The sequence below is a fragment of the Streptomyces sp. NPDC107528 genome (assembly GCF_055639295.1).
The window spans coordinates 70,955-88,075 of record NZ_JBVKAV010000004.1 but is presented as its reverse complement, the minus strand read 5'-3'; the positions used below and the strand labels follow the sequence as shown (position 1 = coordinate 88,075).

General features: G+C 68.7%; 19 protein-coding genes, 1 tRNA gene and 3 pseudogenes. 15 read left to right on the top strand and 8 right to left on the bottom strand.

Annotated elements, in window-relative coordinates:
- Window positions 1-27 precede the first annotated feature (27 nt).
- A complete protein-coding gene (locus ACZ7L5_RS14000; RefSeq protein ID WP_471516823.1) occupies window positions 28-417 on the top strand; it encodes a hypothetical protein in 390 nt (129 codons plus the stop codon).
- A gap of 345 nt (window positions 418-762) precedes the next feature.
- Here ACZ7L5_RS14000 and ACZ7L5_RS13995 read toward each other — a convergent pair whose 3' ends face one another.
- The 3 genes from ACZ7L5_RS13995 to ACZ7L5_RS13985 all read right to left on the bottom strand — a co-directional run bounded on the left by ACZ7L5_RS13995 (window position 763) and on the right by ACZ7L5_RS13985 (window position 3,242).
- Window positions 763-1,041 carry a hypothetical protein gene (locus ACZ7L5_RS13995; protein WP_471516822.1) on the bottom strand — a complete coding sequence of 93 codons (279 nt, stop codon included), beginning with the start codon at window positions 1,039-1,041 and terminating at the stop codon, window positions 763-765.
- 62 nt (window positions 1,042-1,103) lie between these two features.
- Complete coding sequence (locus ACZ7L5_RS13990; protein ID WP_471516821.1) at window positions 1,104-2,306, bottom strand: IS110 family RNA-guided transposase; 1,203 nt, start codon at window positions 2,304-2,306, stop codon at window positions 1,104-1,106.
- A 468-nt stretch (window positions 2,307-2,774) separates the two neighbouring features.
- Window positions 2,775-3,242 carry an NUDIX hydrolase gene (locus ACZ7L5_RS13985; protein WP_471516820.1) on the bottom strand — a complete coding sequence of 156 codons (468 nt, stop codon included), beginning with the start codon at window positions 3,240-3,242 and terminating at the stop codon, window positions 2,775-2,777.
- Between the two features lie 16 nt (window positions 3,243-3,258).
- Between ACZ7L5_RS13985 and ACZ7L5_RS13980 the strand changes: the two genes are divergently transcribed.
- The 12 genes and pseudogenes from ACZ7L5_RS13980 (at window position 3,259) to ACZ7L5_RS13925 (ending at window position 9,644) form a co-directional block, all read left to right on the top strand.
- Window positions 3,259-4,038, top strand: coding sequence for a GntR family transcriptional regulator (locus tag ACZ7L5_RS13980; protein WP_471516819.1), 780 nt, complete (start codon window positions 3,259-3,261; stop codon window positions 4,036-4,038).
- Window positions 4,039-4,177: 139 nt separating this feature from the next.
- Window positions 4,178-4,533, top strand: a pseudogene (locus tag ACZ7L5_RS13975) (SCO3933 family regulatory protein).
- A gap of 2 nt (window positions 4,534-4,535) precedes the next feature.
- Window positions 4,536-4,982 (top strand): annotated as a pseudogene (locus tag ACZ7L5_RS13970) (plasmid transfer protein); the annotation flags it as partial.
- A gap of 69 nt (window positions 4,983-5,051) precedes the next feature.
- Complete coding sequence (locus ACZ7L5_RS13965) at window positions 5,052-5,261, top strand: hypothetical protein (RefSeq protein ID WP_471516818.1); 210 nt, start codon at window positions 5,052-5,054, stop codon at window positions 5,259-5,261.
- A complete protein-coding gene (locus ACZ7L5_RS13960) occupies window positions 5,261-5,917 on the top strand; it encodes a DUF2637 domain-containing protein (RefSeq protein WP_471516817.1) in 657 nt (218 codons plus the stop codon). The genes ACZ7L5_RS13965 and ACZ7L5_RS13960 overlap by 1 nt, the downstream gene beginning before the upstream one ends.
- Before the next feature lie 22 nt (window positions 5,918-5,939).
- Window positions 5,940-6,131, top strand: coding sequence for a mobile element transfer protein (locus ACZ7L5_RS13955; RefSeq protein WP_471516816.1), 192 nt, complete (start codon window positions 5,940-5,942; stop codon window positions 6,129-6,131).
- 9 nt (window positions 6,132-6,140) lie between these two features.
- Window positions 6,141-6,296, top strand: coding sequence for a hypothetical protein (locus tag ACZ7L5_RS13950; protein WP_384190457.1), 156 nt, complete (start codon window positions 6,141-6,143; stop codon window positions 6,294-6,296).
- Between the two features lie 25 nt (window positions 6,297-6,321).
- Entirely contained in the window at window positions 6,322-6,639 is a 318-nt protein-coding gene (locus ACZ7L5_RS13945; RefSeq protein ID WP_471516815.1) for a SpdD-like protein, read from the top strand.
- A gap of 85 nt (window positions 6,640-6,724) precedes the next feature.
- Window positions 6,725-6,922, top strand: a complete 198-nt coding sequence (locus ACZ7L5_RS13940; protein WP_471516814.1) for a hypothetical protein — start codon at window positions 6,725-6,727, stop codon at window positions 6,920-6,922.
- Window positions 6,923-6,926: 4 nt separating this feature from the next.
- Window positions 6,927-8,294: a replication initiator protein RepSA gene (repSA, locus tag ACZ7L5_RS13935; protein WP_471517336.1), complete on the top strand. Its 1,368-nt coding sequence runs from the start codon at window positions 6,927-6,929 to the stop codon at window positions 8,292-8,294.
- Window positions 8,291-8,479, top strand: a complete 189-nt coding sequence (locus ACZ7L5_RS13930; RefSeq protein ID WP_471516813.1) for a helix-turn-helix domain-containing protein — start codon at window positions 8,291-8,293, stop codon at window positions 8,477-8,479. The genes repSA and ACZ7L5_RS13930 overlap by 4 nt, the downstream gene beginning before the upstream one ends.
- Window positions 8,479-9,644 (top strand): annotated as a pseudogene (locus ACZ7L5_RS13925) (site-specific integrase). Before ACZ7L5_RS13930 ends, ACZ7L5_RS13925 begins: the two are co-directional and overlap by 1 nt.
- Before the next feature lie 77 nt (window positions 9,645-9,721).
- On the opposite strand, the gene ACZ7L5_RS13920 reads toward ACZ7L5_RS13925, so the two are convergent.
- From ACZ7L5_RS13920 to ACZ7L5_RS13910, 3 genes are all read right to left on the bottom strand, one after another.
- Window positions 9,722-9,795 (bottom strand) — tRNA-Pro (locus ACZ7L5_RS13920).
- Window positions 9,796-9,827: 32 nt separating this feature from the next.
- A complete protein-coding gene (locus ACZ7L5_RS13915; protein WP_471516812.1) occupies window positions 9,828-10,637 on the bottom strand; it encodes a Pr6Pr family membrane protein in 810 nt (269 codons plus the stop codon).
- Window positions 10,638-10,899: 262 nt separating this feature from the next.
- Window positions 10,900-11,826, bottom strand: a complete 927-nt coding sequence (locus tag ACZ7L5_RS13910; protein WP_328880240.1) for a metallophosphoesterase — start codon at window positions 11,824-11,826, stop codon at window positions 10,900-10,902.
- Window positions 11,827-11,946: 120 nt separating this feature from the next.
- Here ACZ7L5_RS13910 and ACZ7L5_RS13905 point away from each other — a divergent pair, with 120 nt between their 5' ends.
- Window positions 11,947-12,411 carry a GatB/YqeY domain-containing protein gene (locus ACZ7L5_RS13905; protein ID WP_389441888.1) on the top strand — a complete coding sequence of 155 codons (465 nt, stop codon included), beginning with the start codon at window positions 11,947-11,949 and terminating at the stop codon, window positions 12,409-12,411.
- A 115-nt stretch (window positions 12,412-12,526) separates the two neighbouring features.
- Here ACZ7L5_RS13905 and ACZ7L5_RS13900 read toward each other — a convergent pair whose 3' ends face one another.
- Window positions 12,527-14,827, bottom strand: a complete 2,301-nt coding sequence (locus ACZ7L5_RS13900) for a transglycosylase domain-containing protein (protein ID WP_471516811.1) — start codon at window positions 14,825-14,827, stop codon at window positions 12,527-12,529.
- A gap of 466 nt (window positions 14,828-15,293) precedes the next feature.
- Here ACZ7L5_RS13900 and wblA point away from each other — a divergent pair, with 466 nt between their 5' ends.
- Window positions 15,294-15,632 carry a transcriptional regulator WblA gene (gene wblA / locus ACZ7L5_RS13895; RefSeq protein WP_328880237.1) on the top strand — a complete coding sequence of 113 codons (339 nt, stop codon included), beginning with the start codon at window positions 15,294-15,296 and terminating at the stop codon, window positions 15,630-15,632.
- A gap of 47 nt (window positions 15,633-15,679) precedes the next feature.
- Here wblA and bagB read toward each other — a convergent pair whose 3' ends face one another.
- Window positions 15,680-17,089, bottom strand: a complete 1,410-nt coding sequence (gene bagB, locus ACZ7L5_RS13890) for an ATPase BagB (RefSeq protein WP_471017035.1) — start codon at window positions 17,087-17,089, stop codon at window positions 15,680-15,682.
- Window positions 17,090-17,121 lie beyond the last annotated feature (32 nt).

Below are 17,121 nucleotides of genomic sequence, written 5' to 3'. Positions count from 1 at the left end.
TAGTCTCTCCCAGGGGGAAATTTCGCAATGAATACTGTTCGTATGGGTGCCAAGGTCACGGCTCTTGCGGTGCTGGCTCTGCCCATGCTCGGTAGCACTGCCTACGCCGCGCCCGCGGCTGGGGCCTCTGCTACTCCGCGGGCAAGCGGCATCGTGAAGCAGTCGTGGGGCTGCGACAACAACCCGAGGGTGAACCGCTTCAACACGTCGTACGCGCCGGGGAACAATTCCGTCACCGTGTACTACAACAACCACTGCAACCACCGCGTGAAGTTCCATGTGAAGTTCTTCGACACCAAGAACCAGCAGAACCACTCGTCAAACTGCGTCACGGTCGCTCCCGGCGCGAAGAGTCACGAGAAGTTCGGCAAGAGCGTCTTTGACGACGTCATAGGCGTCTACGAGTGCGGACACTAGCCAACTTTCGGTCGCTCGTCGACGGAAGTTAATTGAAGGGATAGACGGCTTTCGCCTGTTGGGTTTTGGTAAAATTCGCCAGGCGGAAGCTGTCTATCTTTGTGCTTGACCAAATAGAGGGTGGTCTTCTCAACCCGCTAGCGTAGCCTTTCCCGCTGGCAGAGAATGCAGCGTTTTCCCTGTGGCGGGAACGATGCGATCACCGTTCCTGACCGGCGCGGCAAAACTTCGATTCGCTCAACATACGCCACCGTGTAATGACGCAATGGGCAGCTCCATCCTGTGGAAGATTTTCCACATAGGTCGGTGGAGTCTTAATGGCTGAGTCAAGGGCCGCTGATGCTGTCAGTCGTCGGTGTCGGCGGCCTCTTCAAGCAGGTCTAGGGCATGGTTGTGGAAGCGGCGTTCGGCGTCGCGGCACGGGGCGCTGAAGAAGGCTCTTTGGGCTTCGGCAAGATCGCAGTTCAGCAGGCCCATGGTCACGAACACGGCTTCCACTCCGTGACACCCGTTGTCCTTGAGGAACTGTTGGAGTGCGTCCGTGTCGCCGGTTGCCTCCCAGATGGGTCGGGCAGTTTCCTGCATGGCAGCGATGCGCGCTGATCGTTCGGCGTCGAAGCCCACTGGACCCACCCTTCTGGTTTGGCCCGCAGGTTATCACCAGGTGGGCGGGGTGCGCTGGCCCGTCAAGCGGCTTGGGCGACGGGTGGGTGGAAGGTGAAGAGTCTGTCGTCGCGCAGGAGAGCCCATAGGACATCGACACGTCGCCGGGCGAGGGCGATGACGGCCTGGACGTGTTTGCATCCCTCGGTCCGCTTCCTCAAGTAGTAGTCGTGGTTGGGGCCTTCGCGGATGATGCTGGTCTGGGCGGACAGGTAGAAGACGCGGCGGAGGCGTCGGTCGTGGCGCTTGGGGCGGTGGAGGTTTCCGGTGCGGCGTCCGGAGTCGCGTGGAACGGGCACGAGGCCGGCGGCGGAGGCGAGGTGGCCTGCGTCGGCGTAGGTGCTCAGGTCACCGGCTGCGACGATGAACTCGGCTCCCAGGATGGGGCCCATGCCCGGCAGGGACTCGATGATGTGGGCCTGGGGGTGGGTGCGAAAGGTTCGCCGGATCTGCTGGTCGATCTGCTTGAGCCGGTCGTCCAAGGCGAGGATCTGTGTCGCGATGTCCGCGACGATGCCGGCGGCGACGTCTTGGCCCGGCAGCGTGACGTGCTGAGTCCTGGCGGCTTGGAGGGCGCTGGCGGCGACCGCGTCGGGGTTGCGGACGTTTTGTGCCTTGAGCCAGGCGGTGAGGCGGACTTGGCCGTGGCGGCGTATGGCTGCCGGGGTCTGGTGGCGGGTGAGCAGGATGAGCGCGCCTTTGTGGTCGGCGTAGTCGAAGGCCCGTTCCAGGGCGGGGAAGATCCCGGTAAGCATGTCGCGGAGCCGGTTGAGCAGGCGGACGCGGTCGGCGATCAGGTCGGTGCGGTGGGCGGTCAGCAGACACAGATCGGCTGCCAGCTGGGCGGGGACGTCGATGGCGGTGAAGTCTCGCCGCAGCCGGGCGGTGTCTGCGATCACGTAGGCGTCACGGGCGTCGGTCTCGGCTTCACCGCGGTAGGACCCGGACATCCGGTTGACCGTTCGGCCGGGAACGTAGACGGCCTGTTGGCCGCAGGCGCCGAGTAAGGCCAGCAACAGCGCGGACGCGGTACCAGCGATGTCAACAGCCCAGTGCACGTTGTCGGAGAGGGCGAGGATTTCGCCGAGGGCGGTCAGAACCGCGCTCTCGTCGTTGGGGACCTTCTTGCTCCAGATCGGTGCCCCGGTTTCGTCGACCGCGGCGAGCCGGTCATGGGCTTTACCGGCGTCGATTCCGACCCAGAGGTGGGTCAGCTGCTTGGCCATGTGGGTCTCCTCGGTTCAGGCAGCATGCCGTTCGGCCCGAGGAACACCCGCCGTCAGCTCCGTAAACAGCGATCCATGCGCAGATCTCAATCAGCGGCCAGGTGTCCCGAAGAGCGGGGCGGCCACTCCACCGGAGCCACCGGGGGCAAGCGACTCTAGAGCCACACCCCACTCTTCCGGACCGCTAAACAACTTACGGAGCGGCTTTGGGCGGGAGCTGCTTTGGCGCGAGTGATCATGGCCCCGTAAGCTTTCGGCGCGTCGGGCAGGCTGTGGACCTGCCCGTTAAAGCACGACGTTGGGGCCATGATCTTAGAGGCTCGCCCCAAAGTGGCTGCCTAAAGCCGTGGAGCCGACCGCCCCAGCCACAGAGGGTTTCTCCCCACTTCATGCCCGCAGCCGCCGAGCGCGCCGCAGAGGCGGCGCGCACCCGCGCCGTGCGCGGGCCTTGATGAAGTAGGGAAAGTTCTATCCCGCTGGGATGAGGCGCTTGCCGTCGTGGCTCCGCACGTGGGGACCGTTGCCGTCCAAGGCGTCCAAGAGCCGGATCGCGAAGACCTCCGCCATGCGCTCGCTGACCTCTTCAGGCGTGAGCCACGAGACGGCTGTCGACTCACTCGACGTGCGCTCGGTCCCGCCGGAGGGCTTGCAGCGGAAGACCAGGGCCACGATGCCTCGGGTCGTGTTCTTGTAGACCCCGGTGAGCTCGTCCACCTCGACGTGGATGCCCGTCTCCTCCAGGACTTCGCGGACGACGCCCGTCTCGGGGGCCTCGTCCAGCTCGAGTACTCCGCCGGGGAGCTCCCAAGTGCCGTTGTCAGCGCGGCGGATAGCCAGGAGGCGCCCGTCCTCGCGCACCACGACTCCGGCCACGGACACGGAGTGCAGCGGCGTTGACTGGCCTTCCTGGGCACTGTTACTCATGTACAGGAGCATAGGAGGAAGAGCGGCTATGGGAACAGCGGCAGGAGGTGAGAGGTCCGTACCTCGGTACGTCCAGATCGCCGAGGAGATCGTGCAGCAGATCCGGGCGGGCGTCCTCAAGCCTGGTGAGATGGTGCCGAGTGAGTCGGACCTGGTTGAGCGCTATGGCGTCTCGGGCGGCACGATCCGTAAGGCCATGGTGGAGGTGCGCGCGAGCGGACTCGTTGAGACGCGGCACGGCAAGGGCTCGATCGTGAAGGATCGGCCACCAGTACGGCACCGCTCCTCTGATCGCTTCCGGCGCTCGCTTCGCCGGGGCGGCAAGGCCGCCTACCTTGCAGAGTCGGCGCAGTCCGGCGCCACGGCCAAGGTGAGGGTCCTCTACATCGGACCGATGGAGGCCCCAGAGGATGCGGCCGAGCGATTGGGCGTGCCCGCCGGCACTCAGGTGCTTGCCCGGCGGCGCCTCTACTTCCGCAACGGCACGCCCGTCGAGACAGCGACTTCGTACCTGCCGTGGGACGTCGTTAAGGAGATCCCCGAGCTCTTCGCCGAGAACCCCGGCGGCGGTGGCATCTACGCCCGACTCGAAGACCATGGGCACGAGTTCGCCGAGTTCGTCGAGACGCTGCAAGCGCGTCCGGCCTCCAAGGCGGAGGCGTCCGAGCTGGCGCTGAGCCCCGGTGCGCCCGTGGTTCATCTGGTCCGTGAAGCGCGGACGACCGGGGGTCTCGTTGTCGAGGTCTGCGACACGCTCATGGCAGCTGACCAGTTCTTTTTCGAGTATCGGATCCCCGCCGTCGACTGACGCGCGCTCAACTTCCCTCAGCCCGTCGCGAGTTCTTCATCGCGGCGGGTTGACTCATGTATAGGAGTCAGGCACTCTTCTTCATGTCACTCATGTACATAAGTGATGGAGTCCAGCCCATATAGAGGAGTGATCTGCTGTGCGTCAGATTCCCGTCGACACCTCCGCCGCGACCGTGATGGTCGCCAAGACCCCCCAGCCCAAGGTCAAAGACCGCCGTACCGGCGAGATCGCCACCGACGCCGAGACCGGCGCGAAGATGATGACCGTCGACGTGGTGTTCGCGGCGAACGACGAGGTCGAGATCCTGTCCATCACTGTCCCCGAGCCCGGCATCTCCGGCGAGCTGGCCATGGGCACCCCGGTCGCCCTGACGGGTCTGATCGCCCGCCCTGGGAGAACGAGTTCAACGGGCAGAAGCGCCACGGCATTGCCTTCCGCGCGGTCGCCGTCACCTCGCTCACCGCCGCTGCGTCGAAGCCCAAGGCGGCCTGACCATGACCTGGTTCACGGTCGCGCTCGTGCTGGTCGTCGCCGCTGCGCGGCTCCTGCGGTGGCGGCGCCCCGCCTGGTACTGGCTGACCGTCGGGGTCACCCTCGCCACGCTCCGGGTCCTGGTCCGCTACACCTCGGTCATGGAGGCCTGCGGGCTGACCGTCCCGCCTTCGCGCTGGCGTCTCGTCTTTGCCCGGATCACCAACCGGCCCATGCCGGAATCCCGGGCGCCGCGCATCCTGCGGGTGCGGCCGACCCGTACCGGGCTCGTCCTGCGGCTCAAGCTGCAGCCGGGACAGGACGCATTCGACATCGCGGCGGCCTCCGACCGGCTTCGGCACTCCTTCTCGATGTACGGCGTCACATCGCGTGAGGTGCGTTCCGGGGTGGTCGAGGTGCGGATGACCGGCTACGACGTGCTCAGGCAGGTACAGATGCCTGCCAAGACCCCACGGTCGGCGTGACCGCATCGCGCCAAGTCCCTACCCGGGCCATGCCCGAAGAAGTGATCGCACCTCATGTGCCCCCACTGCGAGGACTTCGCCCGCACTATCCTGATGCTCGGCCAACTCGCCCTCTACGCGGACAACACCGGCGCTGACCAGGACTTCATCGAGATCGTGGGTCCGTGCCTGGCCGCGTCCCTGCCGGAGCCGCCGCCCGGAACGTTCCCGGCCGACTACGACCCCACCGAGGGCCCGGAGTACCCCGGCGAGGAGGGGTTCTGATGGCCCGCCCTGCCCTGCGCGTGGACGCCGTCCTCGTCCAGGCCGTCATCGCGGGCGCCCTGTCCTTCGCCCACCTTCACGACCTCGCCGCCGCTGCCGGACAGGACGGCTGGAAGGCCTGGGCTTACCCGGTCAGCGTCGACCTGCTCCTGGTCGCCGCCTGGCGACGGCTCCGCACTGATGGCCCGTCCCGGCTCGCCTGGTGCTGGTTCGTCACAGCGCTCGTCGCCTCGCTCGGCGCCAACGTCGCCACCGCCGGACTGCTCGACCTGAACGGCGTCCCGGCCTGGCTGCGGATCCTCGTCGCCGCGTGGCCCGCGCTGGCCTTCATGGGCGGCACGCTCCTCGCCCACTCGGTCGGGGACCGGGTCCCGGTTCCGCCGGCGCCCGCAGCCCCGGCCCCCGCACCCGACATCGAGCCCGAACCCGTGCCGGTCCCCGAACCGGAGCCTGCGCCGGTTGCAGCTGCTGAGGAAACCGCGGCTCTCCCCGCTACCCCGGCTCCACCGGTCCCGGCCGCCCTGGTCGACCACGCCCGCAAGGTCGCCGCCGACCACCAGGCACGCACCGGAACCTCGATCGACACCGACACCCTGCGCACGCGACTTGGCGTCCCGCCTCACCTCGCCGACGCGATCGCCGCCCAACTCGCCTGACCAGGAAGGAGAACCACCCGCCATGCCTGCCCGCAACCACTTCCACTCCGTGATGAGCATCGGCCCGGTGCAGATCGGCACCCACCGCGACCGCCACGGCCAGACCGAGCACGCGGCCGTGTGCACGGCCGACCGCTGCGGCTGGTCCGCCGACTACTCCAGCCAGTCCGCCGCCCAGCTCGCCGCCCGCACCCACCGCTGCCGCGTCCGCTAGGAGACCGCCATGGAAGTACCGCTCTGGCTCGCCCTGATCGTCGTCGGCTACCTCGGCGTCAAGCTCATCCGCCCGCCCGCCTGGCTCATCGCGGTGCTCCTGCTCGGCGGCTTCCTCCTCGCCGACAGCGTCCTGGCCCCCGCCATCAACACCTTCGTCAAGTAGCCCACCCCGGAAGGGAGATCCGCCGATGCTCTGCCCGAAGATCCCGACCATGCCCACCCCGACCGGCCACGTCACCCCGCCCGCCGTGGTCGAGCCGACCGCCGTCGTCCCGAGCTCCGAGACTCCGTCGCCCGCCCCGGTGGCTCCGGCGCCGTCCCGGCCCACGGTCCAGCTCACCCCTGGTGCCCTGATCGCCGTTGTCGGCGGCGGAACGGCCGTGGTCCTGGTCGTCGGCGCCGTCCTGGTCTCGCTCCTGCTGGCGGTCGCCATCACTGGCGTCTCGGTCGCCGTGTGCGCCGTCGTCCTGCGCTCCCTGCTCGCCTCCGAGGCCAAGCGACGCTGACCGGCCCCCGGGCGGCCTCGATACCGCCAAGCATCCGCCGCCCTGGAGCCGTCCCTACCCGATCTTTCAACCGGAAGGAACCTACATGATGACCGGCCCCAACCCGGCCACCGCCACAACCGCACGGATCTGCCCGAACTGCGACGGCTTCGCCTCCGCCGCCATCACCCTGGGCGGCCGCGACGGGCACGGCCACCTGCGCACCATCACCGCGCACTGCCCGGCCTGCCAGGGCCTCGGCGTCACCCGCACCCGCCGCACCCGGGAGGGCGCCCGCGCCTGACACGCTGCTCGACCCGACCACCCTCGGCGACCTGCTGAGGGTGGCTTCGGCCTCCGACTACACCCGTTGGGAAGACCAGGTCCGCCGTACCGGCGGCTGCGCCGACCCGATCCACCTGACCGGCTGGACCCTCCACAAGGACAAGACCACCGGCGAGACCCTGCACCACTACTCCACCGAGCGCGAGCCGGGCGGACGACTCCGGGTCGCCTGCGGCAACCGCCGCGCCTCCCGCTGCCCGGCCTGCGCCTGGACCTACGCCGGAGACACCTACCACCTCATCCGCGCGGGCCTGGCAGGAGACGATCGCCGCGACATCCCCGCCACGGTCCGCGATCACCCCCGCGTCTTCGCCACCCTCACAGCCCCGTCCTTCGGCCCGGTCCACAACCGCCCCGACAAAGGCGCCTGCCGCTGCGGCACCCGCCACACACCGGATGACCCCGCCCTCGGCACAGCCCTCGACCCGGCCACGTACGACTACGCGGGCGCCGTCCTCTTCAACAACCACGCAAGCGACCTGTGGCAGCGCTTCACCACCCGCCTACGCCGCGAGATCGCCGCCCGCGCCGGGCTCACCCGCCGCGAACTCGCCGACCACGCACGCCTCTCGTACGGAAAGGTCGCCGAGTTCCAGAAGCGCGGCGCCCTGCACTTCCATGCCGTCGTACGGATCGACGGCTCGGAGGGACCCGACACCCCGCCCCCGTCCTGGGCCACCGTCGACCTGCTCGCCGACGCAATCCGCGCCGCCGCCGGCCACTCGTACACCTCGGTCTCAGTCCCGGCTGCCGAGGACCAGCCCACCCGCACCTTCCGCTGGGGCACCCAGCTCGACGTCCGGCCGGTCAAGGCCTTCGGCGGCGGCTCCGACATCACCGAACAGGCCGTCGCCTCCTACGTCGCCAAGTACGCCACCAAGGCCGCCGAGAACACCGGCACCCTGGACCGCCGCATCGGCGAACTCTCCGAACTCGACCGCCACCAGGTCCCCAACCACACCCGCCGCCTGATCGAGGCATGCAAGCTGCTCGACCCGCTCTACCCCGACCGCCGCCTCTGGGCCTGGGCCCACATGCTCGGCTTCCGCGGCCACTTCTCCTCCAAGTCCCGCCGCTACTCGACCACATTGGGCGCCCTCCGCCAGGCCCGTGCCGACTACCGCGCTGCCAAGGAACGCGAAGCCCTCGGCCTCGACGAGATCGAGCCGGACACCGTCCTGGTCCTGGCTGACTGGCAGTACGCCGGACACGGCCACACACCCGGCGAATCCGCCCTCGCCGCCACCATCGCCCGCGACCTCCAGCTCAACCGCGAAACCGCCCGCGAAGCCCTACGCGACCAGCTCGCCGAGGAAGGAGCCGCAACATGACCACCGCCGCCCCTGAGCTACTGACCGTGTCCGAAGTTATGGCGCGGCTCAAGGTCGGCCGCTCCAAGGTCTACGACCTGATCCGCACTCACCGGCTGGCCTCTCTCAAGATCGATGGCGCTCGCCGCATACCCGCCGACGCTGTGCGCGACTTCATCCAGAGTCAGCTGGCGGAGGCCGCCTGATGACCAAGCGTCGAAGCCGTGGGGACGGTGGCCTGCACTGGGACGAGAAGAGACAGCGCTGGATCGCCACGGCGAACCTCGGCTTTGACCCGAGCGGCAAGCGCATCGTAAGCGGGGGAGTGGCAAGACCAAGACGGAGGCGAAGAACAAGCTCAAGGAGGTACTGAGGGACCACGAAGACGGTCTGGCGATCGCGCCCACCGGCTACACCGTCGCTGACGCTGTGAACGACTGGCTTGCGTACGGCCTGGCTGGCCGCGACCCGGGCACCGTCGAAGCCTGCACCATCCTCAGCAAGAACCACGTGATCCCAGCTCTGGGCGCCCGGAAGCTACGCGACCTCAGCGCCGAGGACGTCGACCGCTGGCTGGCCACCAAGGCCAAGACCCTCAGCACACGGACGCTGCAGGGGGTCCACTCCTGCCTGAACCGCTCGGTCAAGCGGGCCATGGCGCGGGACAAGGTGAAGCGCAACGTTGTTGAGCTGTGCTCGGTTCCCCAGGGCCAGCCTGGGCGCCCGTCCAAGGCGCTCACCTTCACCCAGGCTGAGGCAGTCCTCAAGGCGGCCGAGGGGACCTCGATGCACGCGTACATCGTCGTGGCCCTTCTGACCGGTGCCCGCACCGAGGAGCTGCGAGCGCTCACCTGGGGCCACGTCTTCCTGAAGGGAAGGCCGGACGCCGACCCGCCGCAGCCTCCGCACATCGCGGTGTGGCGGTCGGTCCGGCGTGGTGGAGACACCAAGACCCGGAAGTCCCGGCGCACGCTCGCTCTGCCGGCACGTTGCGTCGAGGTCCTCTGGCAGCAATTCGAAGACCAGGGGTGGGAGCGGCTCGCTGCTGGCGACCAGTGGGAGGAACACGGGCTGGTCTTCTCGTCGGCCGTGGGCAAGCCGCTCGACGCGACCAACGTCCGGCGCGCCTTCCGCCAGGCGCTCAAGGACGCCGAGGGGATCAATGCGGACGAATGGACGCCTCGCGAGCTCCGGCACAGCTTTGTGTCCCTGCTTTCCGACCGCGGTGTCCCCCTGGAAGAGATCTCCCGGCTCGTCGGCCACTCCGGTACGGCCGTGACTGAGGAGGTCTACCGCAAGCAGATCCGCCCCGTGATCCAGACCGGTGCTGTGGTCATGGATGGCATCTTCAAGCGCGATCTAGAGCGGTAGTCACGCAGATAGACCCGCACAACGCCAAGGGCCAGGTACGAAATTTCGTACCTGGCCCTTGGCCTGGTGTTTCTCTGTCGGGGTGGCGGGATTTGAACCCACGACCTCTTCGTCCCGAACGAAGCGCGCTGCCAAGCTGCGCTACACCCCGATGTCGCTGCTGTCGCGGCGACGTCGTTTACTTTAGCCCACGGGTGGCTGGAGACGAAATCCGGTTTTCGTGCGGTGGTGGACCCGGTGGCGGATGGGGTTGGGGCGGGCGTGGTCGAGGGCCACGAGGGCGATGGCCAGGGCGTAGATGGCGAGGCCGATGAGGAGGGCGTTGCCGAGGACGCTCTTGTAGCCGTGCCGGGCCACGTCGAGGAAGGGGTAGAGATAGCGGGCCGGCGTGCCGGCCACGAGTAGCTCGCCTCGGGACAAGGCGAACGCCAGGTAGGCGAGGGGATAGAGCAGCCAGGTCGCCGCCGGGCGCAGGTGCAGCTGACCGGGGGCCGTCAGGAGCAGCCAGTCCAGCAGGGCTGCGATGGGCGTCGCCGTGTGCAGGACCTGAGTGGTGATCGCGTGCCAGCCCGTGGGGTCCGCGGCCTCGCCCGTGAGGACGCCGGGGAGGGCGTAGGGGCTCGACTCGTTGGCCAGCAGCAGGTGGTAGACGAGGCCCGTGACCAGGGCGTAGAGCAGCGTGGCGCCCGTCAGTGCGGAGGGCAGAGGGCGGCGGGCGGTCCAGGCGCGGCGGGCCGACAGGATGAAGACCAGGGCCAGCAGGATGTTGGCCTGGATCGCGAAGTGGCTCAGGGCGCGCACAGGGCTGCCGAGGGTCAGTTCGATGGCGACCGCCGCGACCGCGACCAGGGCGACCAGCAGGCGGTACACGGCTGCCAGGGGGCGGCGGGCGGGGGCCACCACCGCGGTGGCGGGGACGTGGGACGGCAGCAACGCGGGGATGCCCGGTATCGCGGGGAGGTCCGGGATGTCCCTGGGTATCGGGGCTGTCATGCCCTCACGCTAAGCAGGGTGGGCAAAACGGGCGATACGGGTGGTCCGTGCGGGTTACGCCGAGCGGCCCTACGGGAAGGCTGGCCAGGCCAGGGGCGGGGCCGGCCAGACGGGCAGGGTCAGGCCACGCAAAGCCACGCCGGCCCAGTCAAGCCGGGTGTGCCCGGCCGCCGGTACCCGTATAAGCCCCGAGGCCCCCCTCCTCTTACCCCGGCCCACCAGCATCAACAGCATCACAGCACCCCAGTACCAGCACCAGCACCTACTCCCGTCCCACCAGCGTCAGCAACGTCGCCTCAGGCGGGCAAGCGAAACGGAACGGGGTGTAGCGGTTCGCGCCGCAGCCTGCCGAGACGTGCAGGTAGGACGTACGGCCCTGAGCCGTGTGCGTGGACAGGCCCTTCACGCGGTCCGTGTCGAGGTCGCAGTTGGTGACCAGGGCGCCGTAGAAGGGGATGCAGAGCTGGCCGCCGTGGGTGTGGCCGGCCAGGATCAGGGGGTAGTCGTCGGCCGTGTAGGAGTCCAGGACGCGCAGGTACGGCGCGTGCACCACGCCGAGCGCGAGGTCGGCGGCGCCCGACGGGCCCCCGGCCACCCGCTCGTAGCGGTCCCTCTTGATGTGCGGGTCGTCGAGGCCGGTGAGCTCCACCGACACGCCCTCGACCTTCAGCGTCCCGCGCGTGTTCGTGAGGTTGAGCCAGCCCGCGGCGTCGAAGCCGTCGCGCAGGTCCTCCCAGGGGTTGTGGATCGCGCCGACGGCGGGCGCGTTGCCGTTCAGGCCGTGGCGGCCCTGGGCCTTCTCCAGCAGATAGCGGGCGGGGTTGCGCAGCTTCGGGCCGTAGTAGTCGTTCGAGCCGAAGACGTACGCCCCCGGGAACTGCATCAGGGGGCCCAGCGCGTCCAGCACCTCCGGTACGCCCTCCGGGTCGGAGAGGTTGTCGCCGGTGTTGATCACGAAGTCCGGGCGGAGGCCTGCCAGCGAGCGCAGCCAGCGCTGCTTCTTGCGCTGGCCGCCGACCATGTGGATGTCGGAGACCTGGAGCACACGCAGCGGACGCATGCCCGCGGGCAGAACGGGGACCGTCACCCGTCGCAGCCGGAAGGAACGGGCCTCGAAACCCGCCGAATACAACAGTCCGGCGGCGCCAACCGCCGTGATGCCCAGGGGTACTCCGTATCGCGCGCGCATACGACCATCGTGTCAGACCGGCGAAGTCCCCGTGCCGGGCCGCCCGCGGTACGGCGTTCTCGCGCAGGCCCCTTGAAATCAACGGGCGTTCCGCGCCCCACACCTGCGACAATCGACGGCATGACCACGCTCAAGTCGAAGCTGCAGGAAGACCTCAACGCCGCGATCAAGGAGCGCGACGAGCTCCGCTCCTCGACCCTCCGGCTGACGCTCGCCGCGATCACCAAGGAGGAGGTCGCGGGCAAGGAGAAGCGCGAGCTCTCCGACGACGAGGTGCAGAAGGTGATCACCCGCGAGGCGAAGAAGCGCCGTGAGGCGGCCGAGGCCTTCGCGCAGGGTGGTCGTGCCGAGTCCGCCGAGCGGGAGAAGGCGGAGGGCGAGGTCCTCGCCACGTACCTGCCGAAGCAGCTCAGCGACGACGAGCTGAACCAGATCGTCGCCCAGGCCGTCGAAGAGGCCAAGGCGGCCGGCGCCGAGGGTCCGCGGGCCATGGGCGCCGTCATGAAGATCGTGAACCCGAAGGTGGCGGGCCTGGCGGAGGGTGGCCGGGTGGCCGCGGCGGTCAAGAAGCTGCTCGCCGGCTGACACCTACGGCACGGCGGGCGGGCGGTGGGGCCAACAACCGCTCCGCCTCTGACGACAGACGGCCCCTGTCCCTTCGTACGAAGGGACAGGGGCCGTCCCCTATCCAAAGGCCGCGTCAGCCGCGCCCGCCTGTGCCGCCGCCGTTCGACTGCCCCTGCCACCAGCCCTCGGGGATCGAGAAGGAGGGCGCCGGGGACGGACCGCCGTCCGCGCCGCCATTGTTGCCGCCGCCGTTGTTGTTCCCGCCGCCGATCAGGCCGCCGATGAACTCGTCGCCGTTGTTCCCGTCGTCGTTGCCGTTCTCGTCGCCGTCCTCGTCCTCGTCACCGCGGCCGCGGTCCGGCTTGTCCTCCGGGATGTCGACGGTGTTGAAGTTCTCGTCGGGCTTGCCGTCGAGGGCGCCGTTCATGGCGTCCCGCCAGATCGGGCCCGGGACCCGGCCGCCGTAGACGAGGTCGTGGTACTGGCCGCCGATGTAGATGTTCCGCATCTTGACCTTCTGGGTGGCGCTGCCGACCCAGACGGCGCCCGAGAGGTTCGGCGTGTAGCCGACGAACCAGGCGTTGCGGCGCTCGTCGGTCGTACCCGTCTTACCGGCGCTCTGGCGGTTGGTGAGACCGGCCTCCTTGCCGGTGCCGGAGTCGACCACGCCCTGGAGCAGGGTGTTGATGGTGTCGGCGGTCTGCTCGGACATCGCCCGCGAGCACGTCGACTTGGGCACCTCGAGCGACTTCTGCTCCCCGCCGACCTTCTGCGAGATCGATTCGATGGCGATCGGCGTGCAGTACATGCCGCGGGAGGCGAAGGCGGCGTACGCGCTCGCCATCGTCAGCGGGGAGAGGCCGATCGAGCCGAGGGTGACCGAGGGGGTCTCCGGTAGCTTGTCGCCGTTGCCCTGCCGGACCTGCAGCTTGTCGGTGATGTTGACCACCGGGCACAGGCCGATGTCGGCGACCATCTGCACGAAGTAGGTGTTGACCGACAGCTCCATCGCCTTCCGCAGGCGGTAGGGGCCGCGCTCCGACTCGGCTTCGTTCTCCAGCTTCTCGCCGCGCAGGTTGGTCCATGGCTTGCTGTCGCACGTCTGGACCGGGCTCGGGTACTCCATCTCGTACGGCGACGAGTACTCCTGCGTCGGCGGGCGCCCTTCCTCCAGCGCGGCCGCCGCGACGAACGGCTTGAACGTCGAACCGGTCGGGAAGCCGAAGTTGGAGCCGCCGTAGGCCGCGTCGACCGAGTAGTTGTACTCCGTCTCGTTCTTGCCGTAGCCGTACGGCTTCGACTGGCCCATGCCGAGGATCTTGCCGGTGCCGGGCTCGACGAGGGTGGTCGCGGCGGCGACCTTGTCGTCCTGGTTGACGTGGTCCTTGAGCGAGGCCTGGACCGACTCCTGGGCCTGCGGGTCGAGGGTCGTCGTGATGGTCAGGCCGCCGCGGTTCCAGATCTTGGCGCGGGCCTCGCGGTTCTTGCCGAAGACCGGGTCGCTGAGGAAGACCCTCTCGACGTACTGGCAGAAGAAGCCGGCGCCCTTGACCGCGGTGATGCAGCCGTTGTTGGGCTTGCTGACCTTCAGGCCGAGTGGCGCCTCCTTGGCCTTGTCGGCATCCGCCTGGGAGACGTTGCCGACGTCGGCCATGCGCTGCAGGACGATGTTGCGCCGCTTGGTGGCCTCGGCCTCGTCGTTGACCGGGTCGTAGCGGCTCGGCGACTGGACGATGCCCGCGAGCAGGGCCGCTTCCTGGAGCTCCAGGTCCTTGGCGGACTTGGAGAAATAGCGCTGGGACGCGGCCTCGACACCGTACGCCTGCTGGCCGAAGAACGTGATGTTCAGGTAGTTCTCGAGGATCTTCTTCTTGCCGAGCTCCTCCTCGACCTGGATCGCGTACTTCAGCTCCTTGATCTTGCGGCCGAGGGTCTGCTGGGTGGCCTGCGCGACCTTCGTCGCGTCGTCGCCGGCCTCCTCGACGAAGACGTTCTTCACGTACTGCTGGGTGAGGGTGGACGCGCCCTCGGTGACGCCGCCGCTCTGCGCGTTGCGGTTGAGGGCGCGCAGGACACCCTTCAGGTCGACCGCGCCATGCTGGTAGAAGCGGGCGTCCTCGATCGCGACGATCGCCTTCTGCATGAAGGGCGAGATGTCCTTGAGGTCGACCACCGTACGGTCGCGCGAGTAGACCGAGGCGATCTGGTCGCCCTTGGCGTCCAGGATCGTGGTGCGCTGGCTCAGCGGTGGCGTCTTGAGACTGACCGGGAGCTCGTCGAAACTCTCGACCGAACCCTTGGCCGCGAGCCCCAGCGCGCCGACGGCGGGCAACGCGATACCGGCCAGCACGGCTCCCGCGAGCACACTGACACCGAGGAACTTGGCGGCCTGTTGCGTTGGCGACAGCCCACCGCCCGAGCGCTTCTTTGGCATGGGGGCAGCCTAAACCGTAGAGATGAGCGAACCGAGGGCCGACCGTGCGCGAGCAGAGCACGCTCGCTGATGCAGCCCATTCGCCGGACAGGCATGCAGGCGTTGGCCTAAGCTGCTCTCAACTGTCACAGCAGTGCGGCCACGTATCAATACGTCCGGCGACCCCGAATCGTTCCGGAGGTTCCTCACTTTTTTGGTGGGGACGTGTCCGAATCCGCCTTGTGTGTCATCCGGCGTCCGTTGTGACTCAACAGAACTGTCCCGGTTTGCCGGGAAAGTCACGCATGTCGCCAGCTCACTCCCCCGGGTGATCTGCCGCTTACGCATAGTCCGTTCGGGCCATTCAAGATTGGGCCCGAAGGGGGTGTTGCGCTGTGCCCACCTTCCGTAACGTCCTCAACTGGCGGCGGTGAATATGCCGCTGCCGCCGTGGGGGAGCCTCGATTCGGGAGAGGACGGCGCCGGTATGGGCTGGGTAGTCGACTGGAGTGCGCAGGCGGCCTGCCGCACTACCGATCCGGATGAACTGTTCGTTCAGGGAGCAGCGCAGAACAGGGCCAAGGCGGTGTGCACCGGATGCCCGGTGCGCACGGAGTGCCTGGCGGACGCGCTGGACAACCGCGTCGAGTTCGGCGTGTGGGGAGGAATGACCGAGCGGGAGCGCCGTGCGCTGCTGCGCAGGCGGCCCACCGTGACCTCCTGGCGGCGGCTGCTGGAGACCGCGCGCACGGAGTACGAGCGGGGCGCGGGCATCCTGCCGCTCGACGACGACCAGGTGTACGAGGACTTCGCGGCGGTGAGCTGAGGGGGGACAGGGCTGAGGGGGCCAGGAAGGCCTCCTCCGGAACTCCCTCAGGTGCCGGCCGCGGGGTCGGGCAGCTCCGGCCGATGGGCCGCGAGCCGGTTTCCGATGTCCCGCAGTCCCGCGAGGTCATGGACATCACCGGGCAGCGCGGCCACTTCGGCCACCGCCACCTCGGGGTGCAGTGAGGTGAAGCGGTCACGCGTGCGCTGCTCACGGGAGAGCAGCTGCATGCGCTCGGAGTGCAGCCTCAGCAGACCTGCGGTGAGTTGGTCGACGGACCGCTCCACATGCCCGGTGGCGGATGGTGGAGCGACGGGCTGCGGCTCGTCCATGGCTGCGGTGCGCTCCGTGTCCGGGGCGGGGGAGCCTGCCTCAGGAGCGGCGGGGGAGCCTTCTTCGGGAGCCGATTCTGAACTCTCGTACGTGTCGGGGGAGTTACGAAGTCCAGCTTTCCCGCCCTCCTGATCCACAATGCCGGGCTCTTCAAGATTTTCCGCGGCGGCGAGTGCCCGCTCGGCCGACAGCCGGGCGGCGCCGCTGCCGTGGACCCGGTTGAGCACCAGACCGGCGAGCGGCATGTCCTCGGCGGCCAGCCGCTCCACGAAGTAGGCGGCCTCGCGCAGCGCGTCCCGCTCCGGCGCGGCCACCACCAGGAACGCCGTCCCGGGCGCCTGGAGCAGCTTGTACGTCGCGTCCGCGCGCGTCCGGAACCCGCCGAACATGGAGTCCATCGCGGCCACGAAGGTCTGTACGTCCTTCAGCAGCTGGCCGCCGAGCAGTTTGCCCAGCGCGCCCGTCATCATCGACATGCCGACGTTCAGGAACTTCATCCCCGCACGGCCGCCCACCTTCGCCGGGGCCAGCAGGACGCGGATCAGCTTGCCGTCCAGGAACGAGCCGAGCCGCTTGGGCGCGTCAAGGAAGTCCAGCGCCGAGCGGGACGGCGGCGTGTCGACAACAATGAGGTCCCACTCGTCCCGGGCGCGCAGCTGCCCGAGCTTCTCCATCGCCATGTACTCCTGCGTGCCCGCGAAGCCCGCCGAGAGCGACTGGTAGAAGGGGTTGCCCAGGATCGCGGCCGCCCGCTCGGGGTCCGCGTGCGCCTCGACGATCTCGTCGAAGGTGCGCTTCATGTCGAGCATCATCGCGTGCAGCTCGCCCTCACCCTCGACGCCCTTCACCCGGCGCGGGGTGTTGTCCAGGGAGTCGATGCCCATCGACTGGGCGAGCCGGCGGGCCGGGTCGATGGTGAGGACGACCACCTTGCGCCCGCGCTCGGCGGCCCGCAGTCCCAGCGCCGCCGCGGTCGTGGTCTTGCCGACGCCGCCCGAGCCGCAGCACACCACGATGCGGGTCTTCGGGTCGTCGAGCAGCGGGTCGAGGTCGAGCACGCGCGTGGGGGACAGGTGAGAGGTGCGCGCGGCGTCGGTCGCCTGGGCGGATTCCGGACGGCTCATGACATCCCCTGCTTCCGACGCTGACGCTCCTG

Excerpts from the sequence above, each read along its gene's own strand:
- ACZ7L5_RS14000 (WP_471516823.1), top strand. The coding sequence starts at position 28 with ATGAATACTGTTCGTATGGGTGCCAAGGTCACGGCTCTTGCGGTGCTG.
- ACZ7L5_RS13990 (WP_471516821.1), bottom strand. The coding sequence starts at position 2,306 with ATGGCCAAGCAGCTGACCCACCTCTGGGTCGGAATCGACGCCGGTAAA.
- ACZ7L5_RS13985 (WP_471516820.1), bottom strand. The coding sequence starts at position 3,242 with ATGCTCCTGTACATGAGTAACAGTGCCCAGGAAGGCCAGTCAACGCCG.
- ACZ7L5_RS13980 (WP_471516819.1), top strand. The coding sequence starts at position 3,259 with ATGGGAACAGCGGCAGGAGGTGAGAGGTCCGTACCTCGGTACGTCCAG.
- ACZ7L5_RS13965 (WP_471516818.1), top strand. The coding sequence starts at position 5,052 with ATGTGCCCCCACTGCGAGGACTTCGCCCGCACTATCCTGATGCTCGGC.
- ACZ7L5_RS13960 (WP_471516817.1), top strand. The coding sequence starts at position 5,261 with ATGGCCCGCCCTGCCCTGCGCGTGGACGCCGTCCTCGTCCAGGCCGTC.
- ACZ7L5_RS13955 (WP_471516816.1), top strand. The coding sequence starts at position 5,940 with ATGCCTGCCCGCAACCACTTCCACTCCGTGATGAGCATCGGCCCGGTG.
- ACZ7L5_RS13950 (WP_384190457.1), top strand. The coding sequence starts at position 6,141 with ATGGAAGTACCGCTCTGGCTCGCCCTGATCGTCGTCGGCTACCTCGGC.
- ACZ7L5_RS13945 (WP_471516815.1), top strand. The coding sequence starts at position 6,322 with ATGCTCTGCCCGAAGATCCCGACCATGCCCACCCCGACCGGCCACGTC.
- ACZ7L5_RS13940 (WP_471516814.1), top strand. The coding sequence starts at position 6,725 with ATGATGACCGGCCCCAACCCGGCCACCGCCACAACCGCACGGATCTGC.
- ACZ7L5_RS13930 (WP_471516813.1), top strand. The coding sequence starts at position 8,291 with ATGACCACCGCCGCCCCTGAGCTACTGACCGTGTCCGAAGTTATGGCG.
- ACZ7L5_RS13915 (WP_471516812.1), bottom strand. The coding sequence starts at position 10,637 with ATGACAGCCCCGATACCCAGGGACATCCCGGACCTCCCCGCGATACCG.
- ACZ7L5_RS13910 (WP_328880240.1), bottom strand. The coding sequence starts at position 11,826 with ATGCGCGCGCGATACGGAGTACCCCTGGGCATCACGGCGGTTGGCGCC.
- ACZ7L5_RS13905 (WP_389441888.1), top strand. The coding sequence starts at position 11,947 with ATGACCACGCTCAAGTCGAAGCTGCAGGAAGACCTCAACGCCGCGATC.
- ACZ7L5_RS13900 (WP_471516811.1), bottom strand. The coding sequence starts at position 14,827 with ATGCCAAAGAAGCGCTCGGGCGGTGGGCTGTCGCCAACGCAACAGGCC.
- wblA (WP_328880237.1), top strand. The coding sequence starts at position 15,294 with ATGGGCTGGGTAGTCGACTGGAGTGCGCAGGCGGCCTGCCGCACTACC.
- bagB (WP_471017035.1), bottom strand. The coding sequence starts at position 17,089 with ATGAGCCGTCCGGAATCCGCCCAGGCGACCGACGCCGCGCGCACCTCT.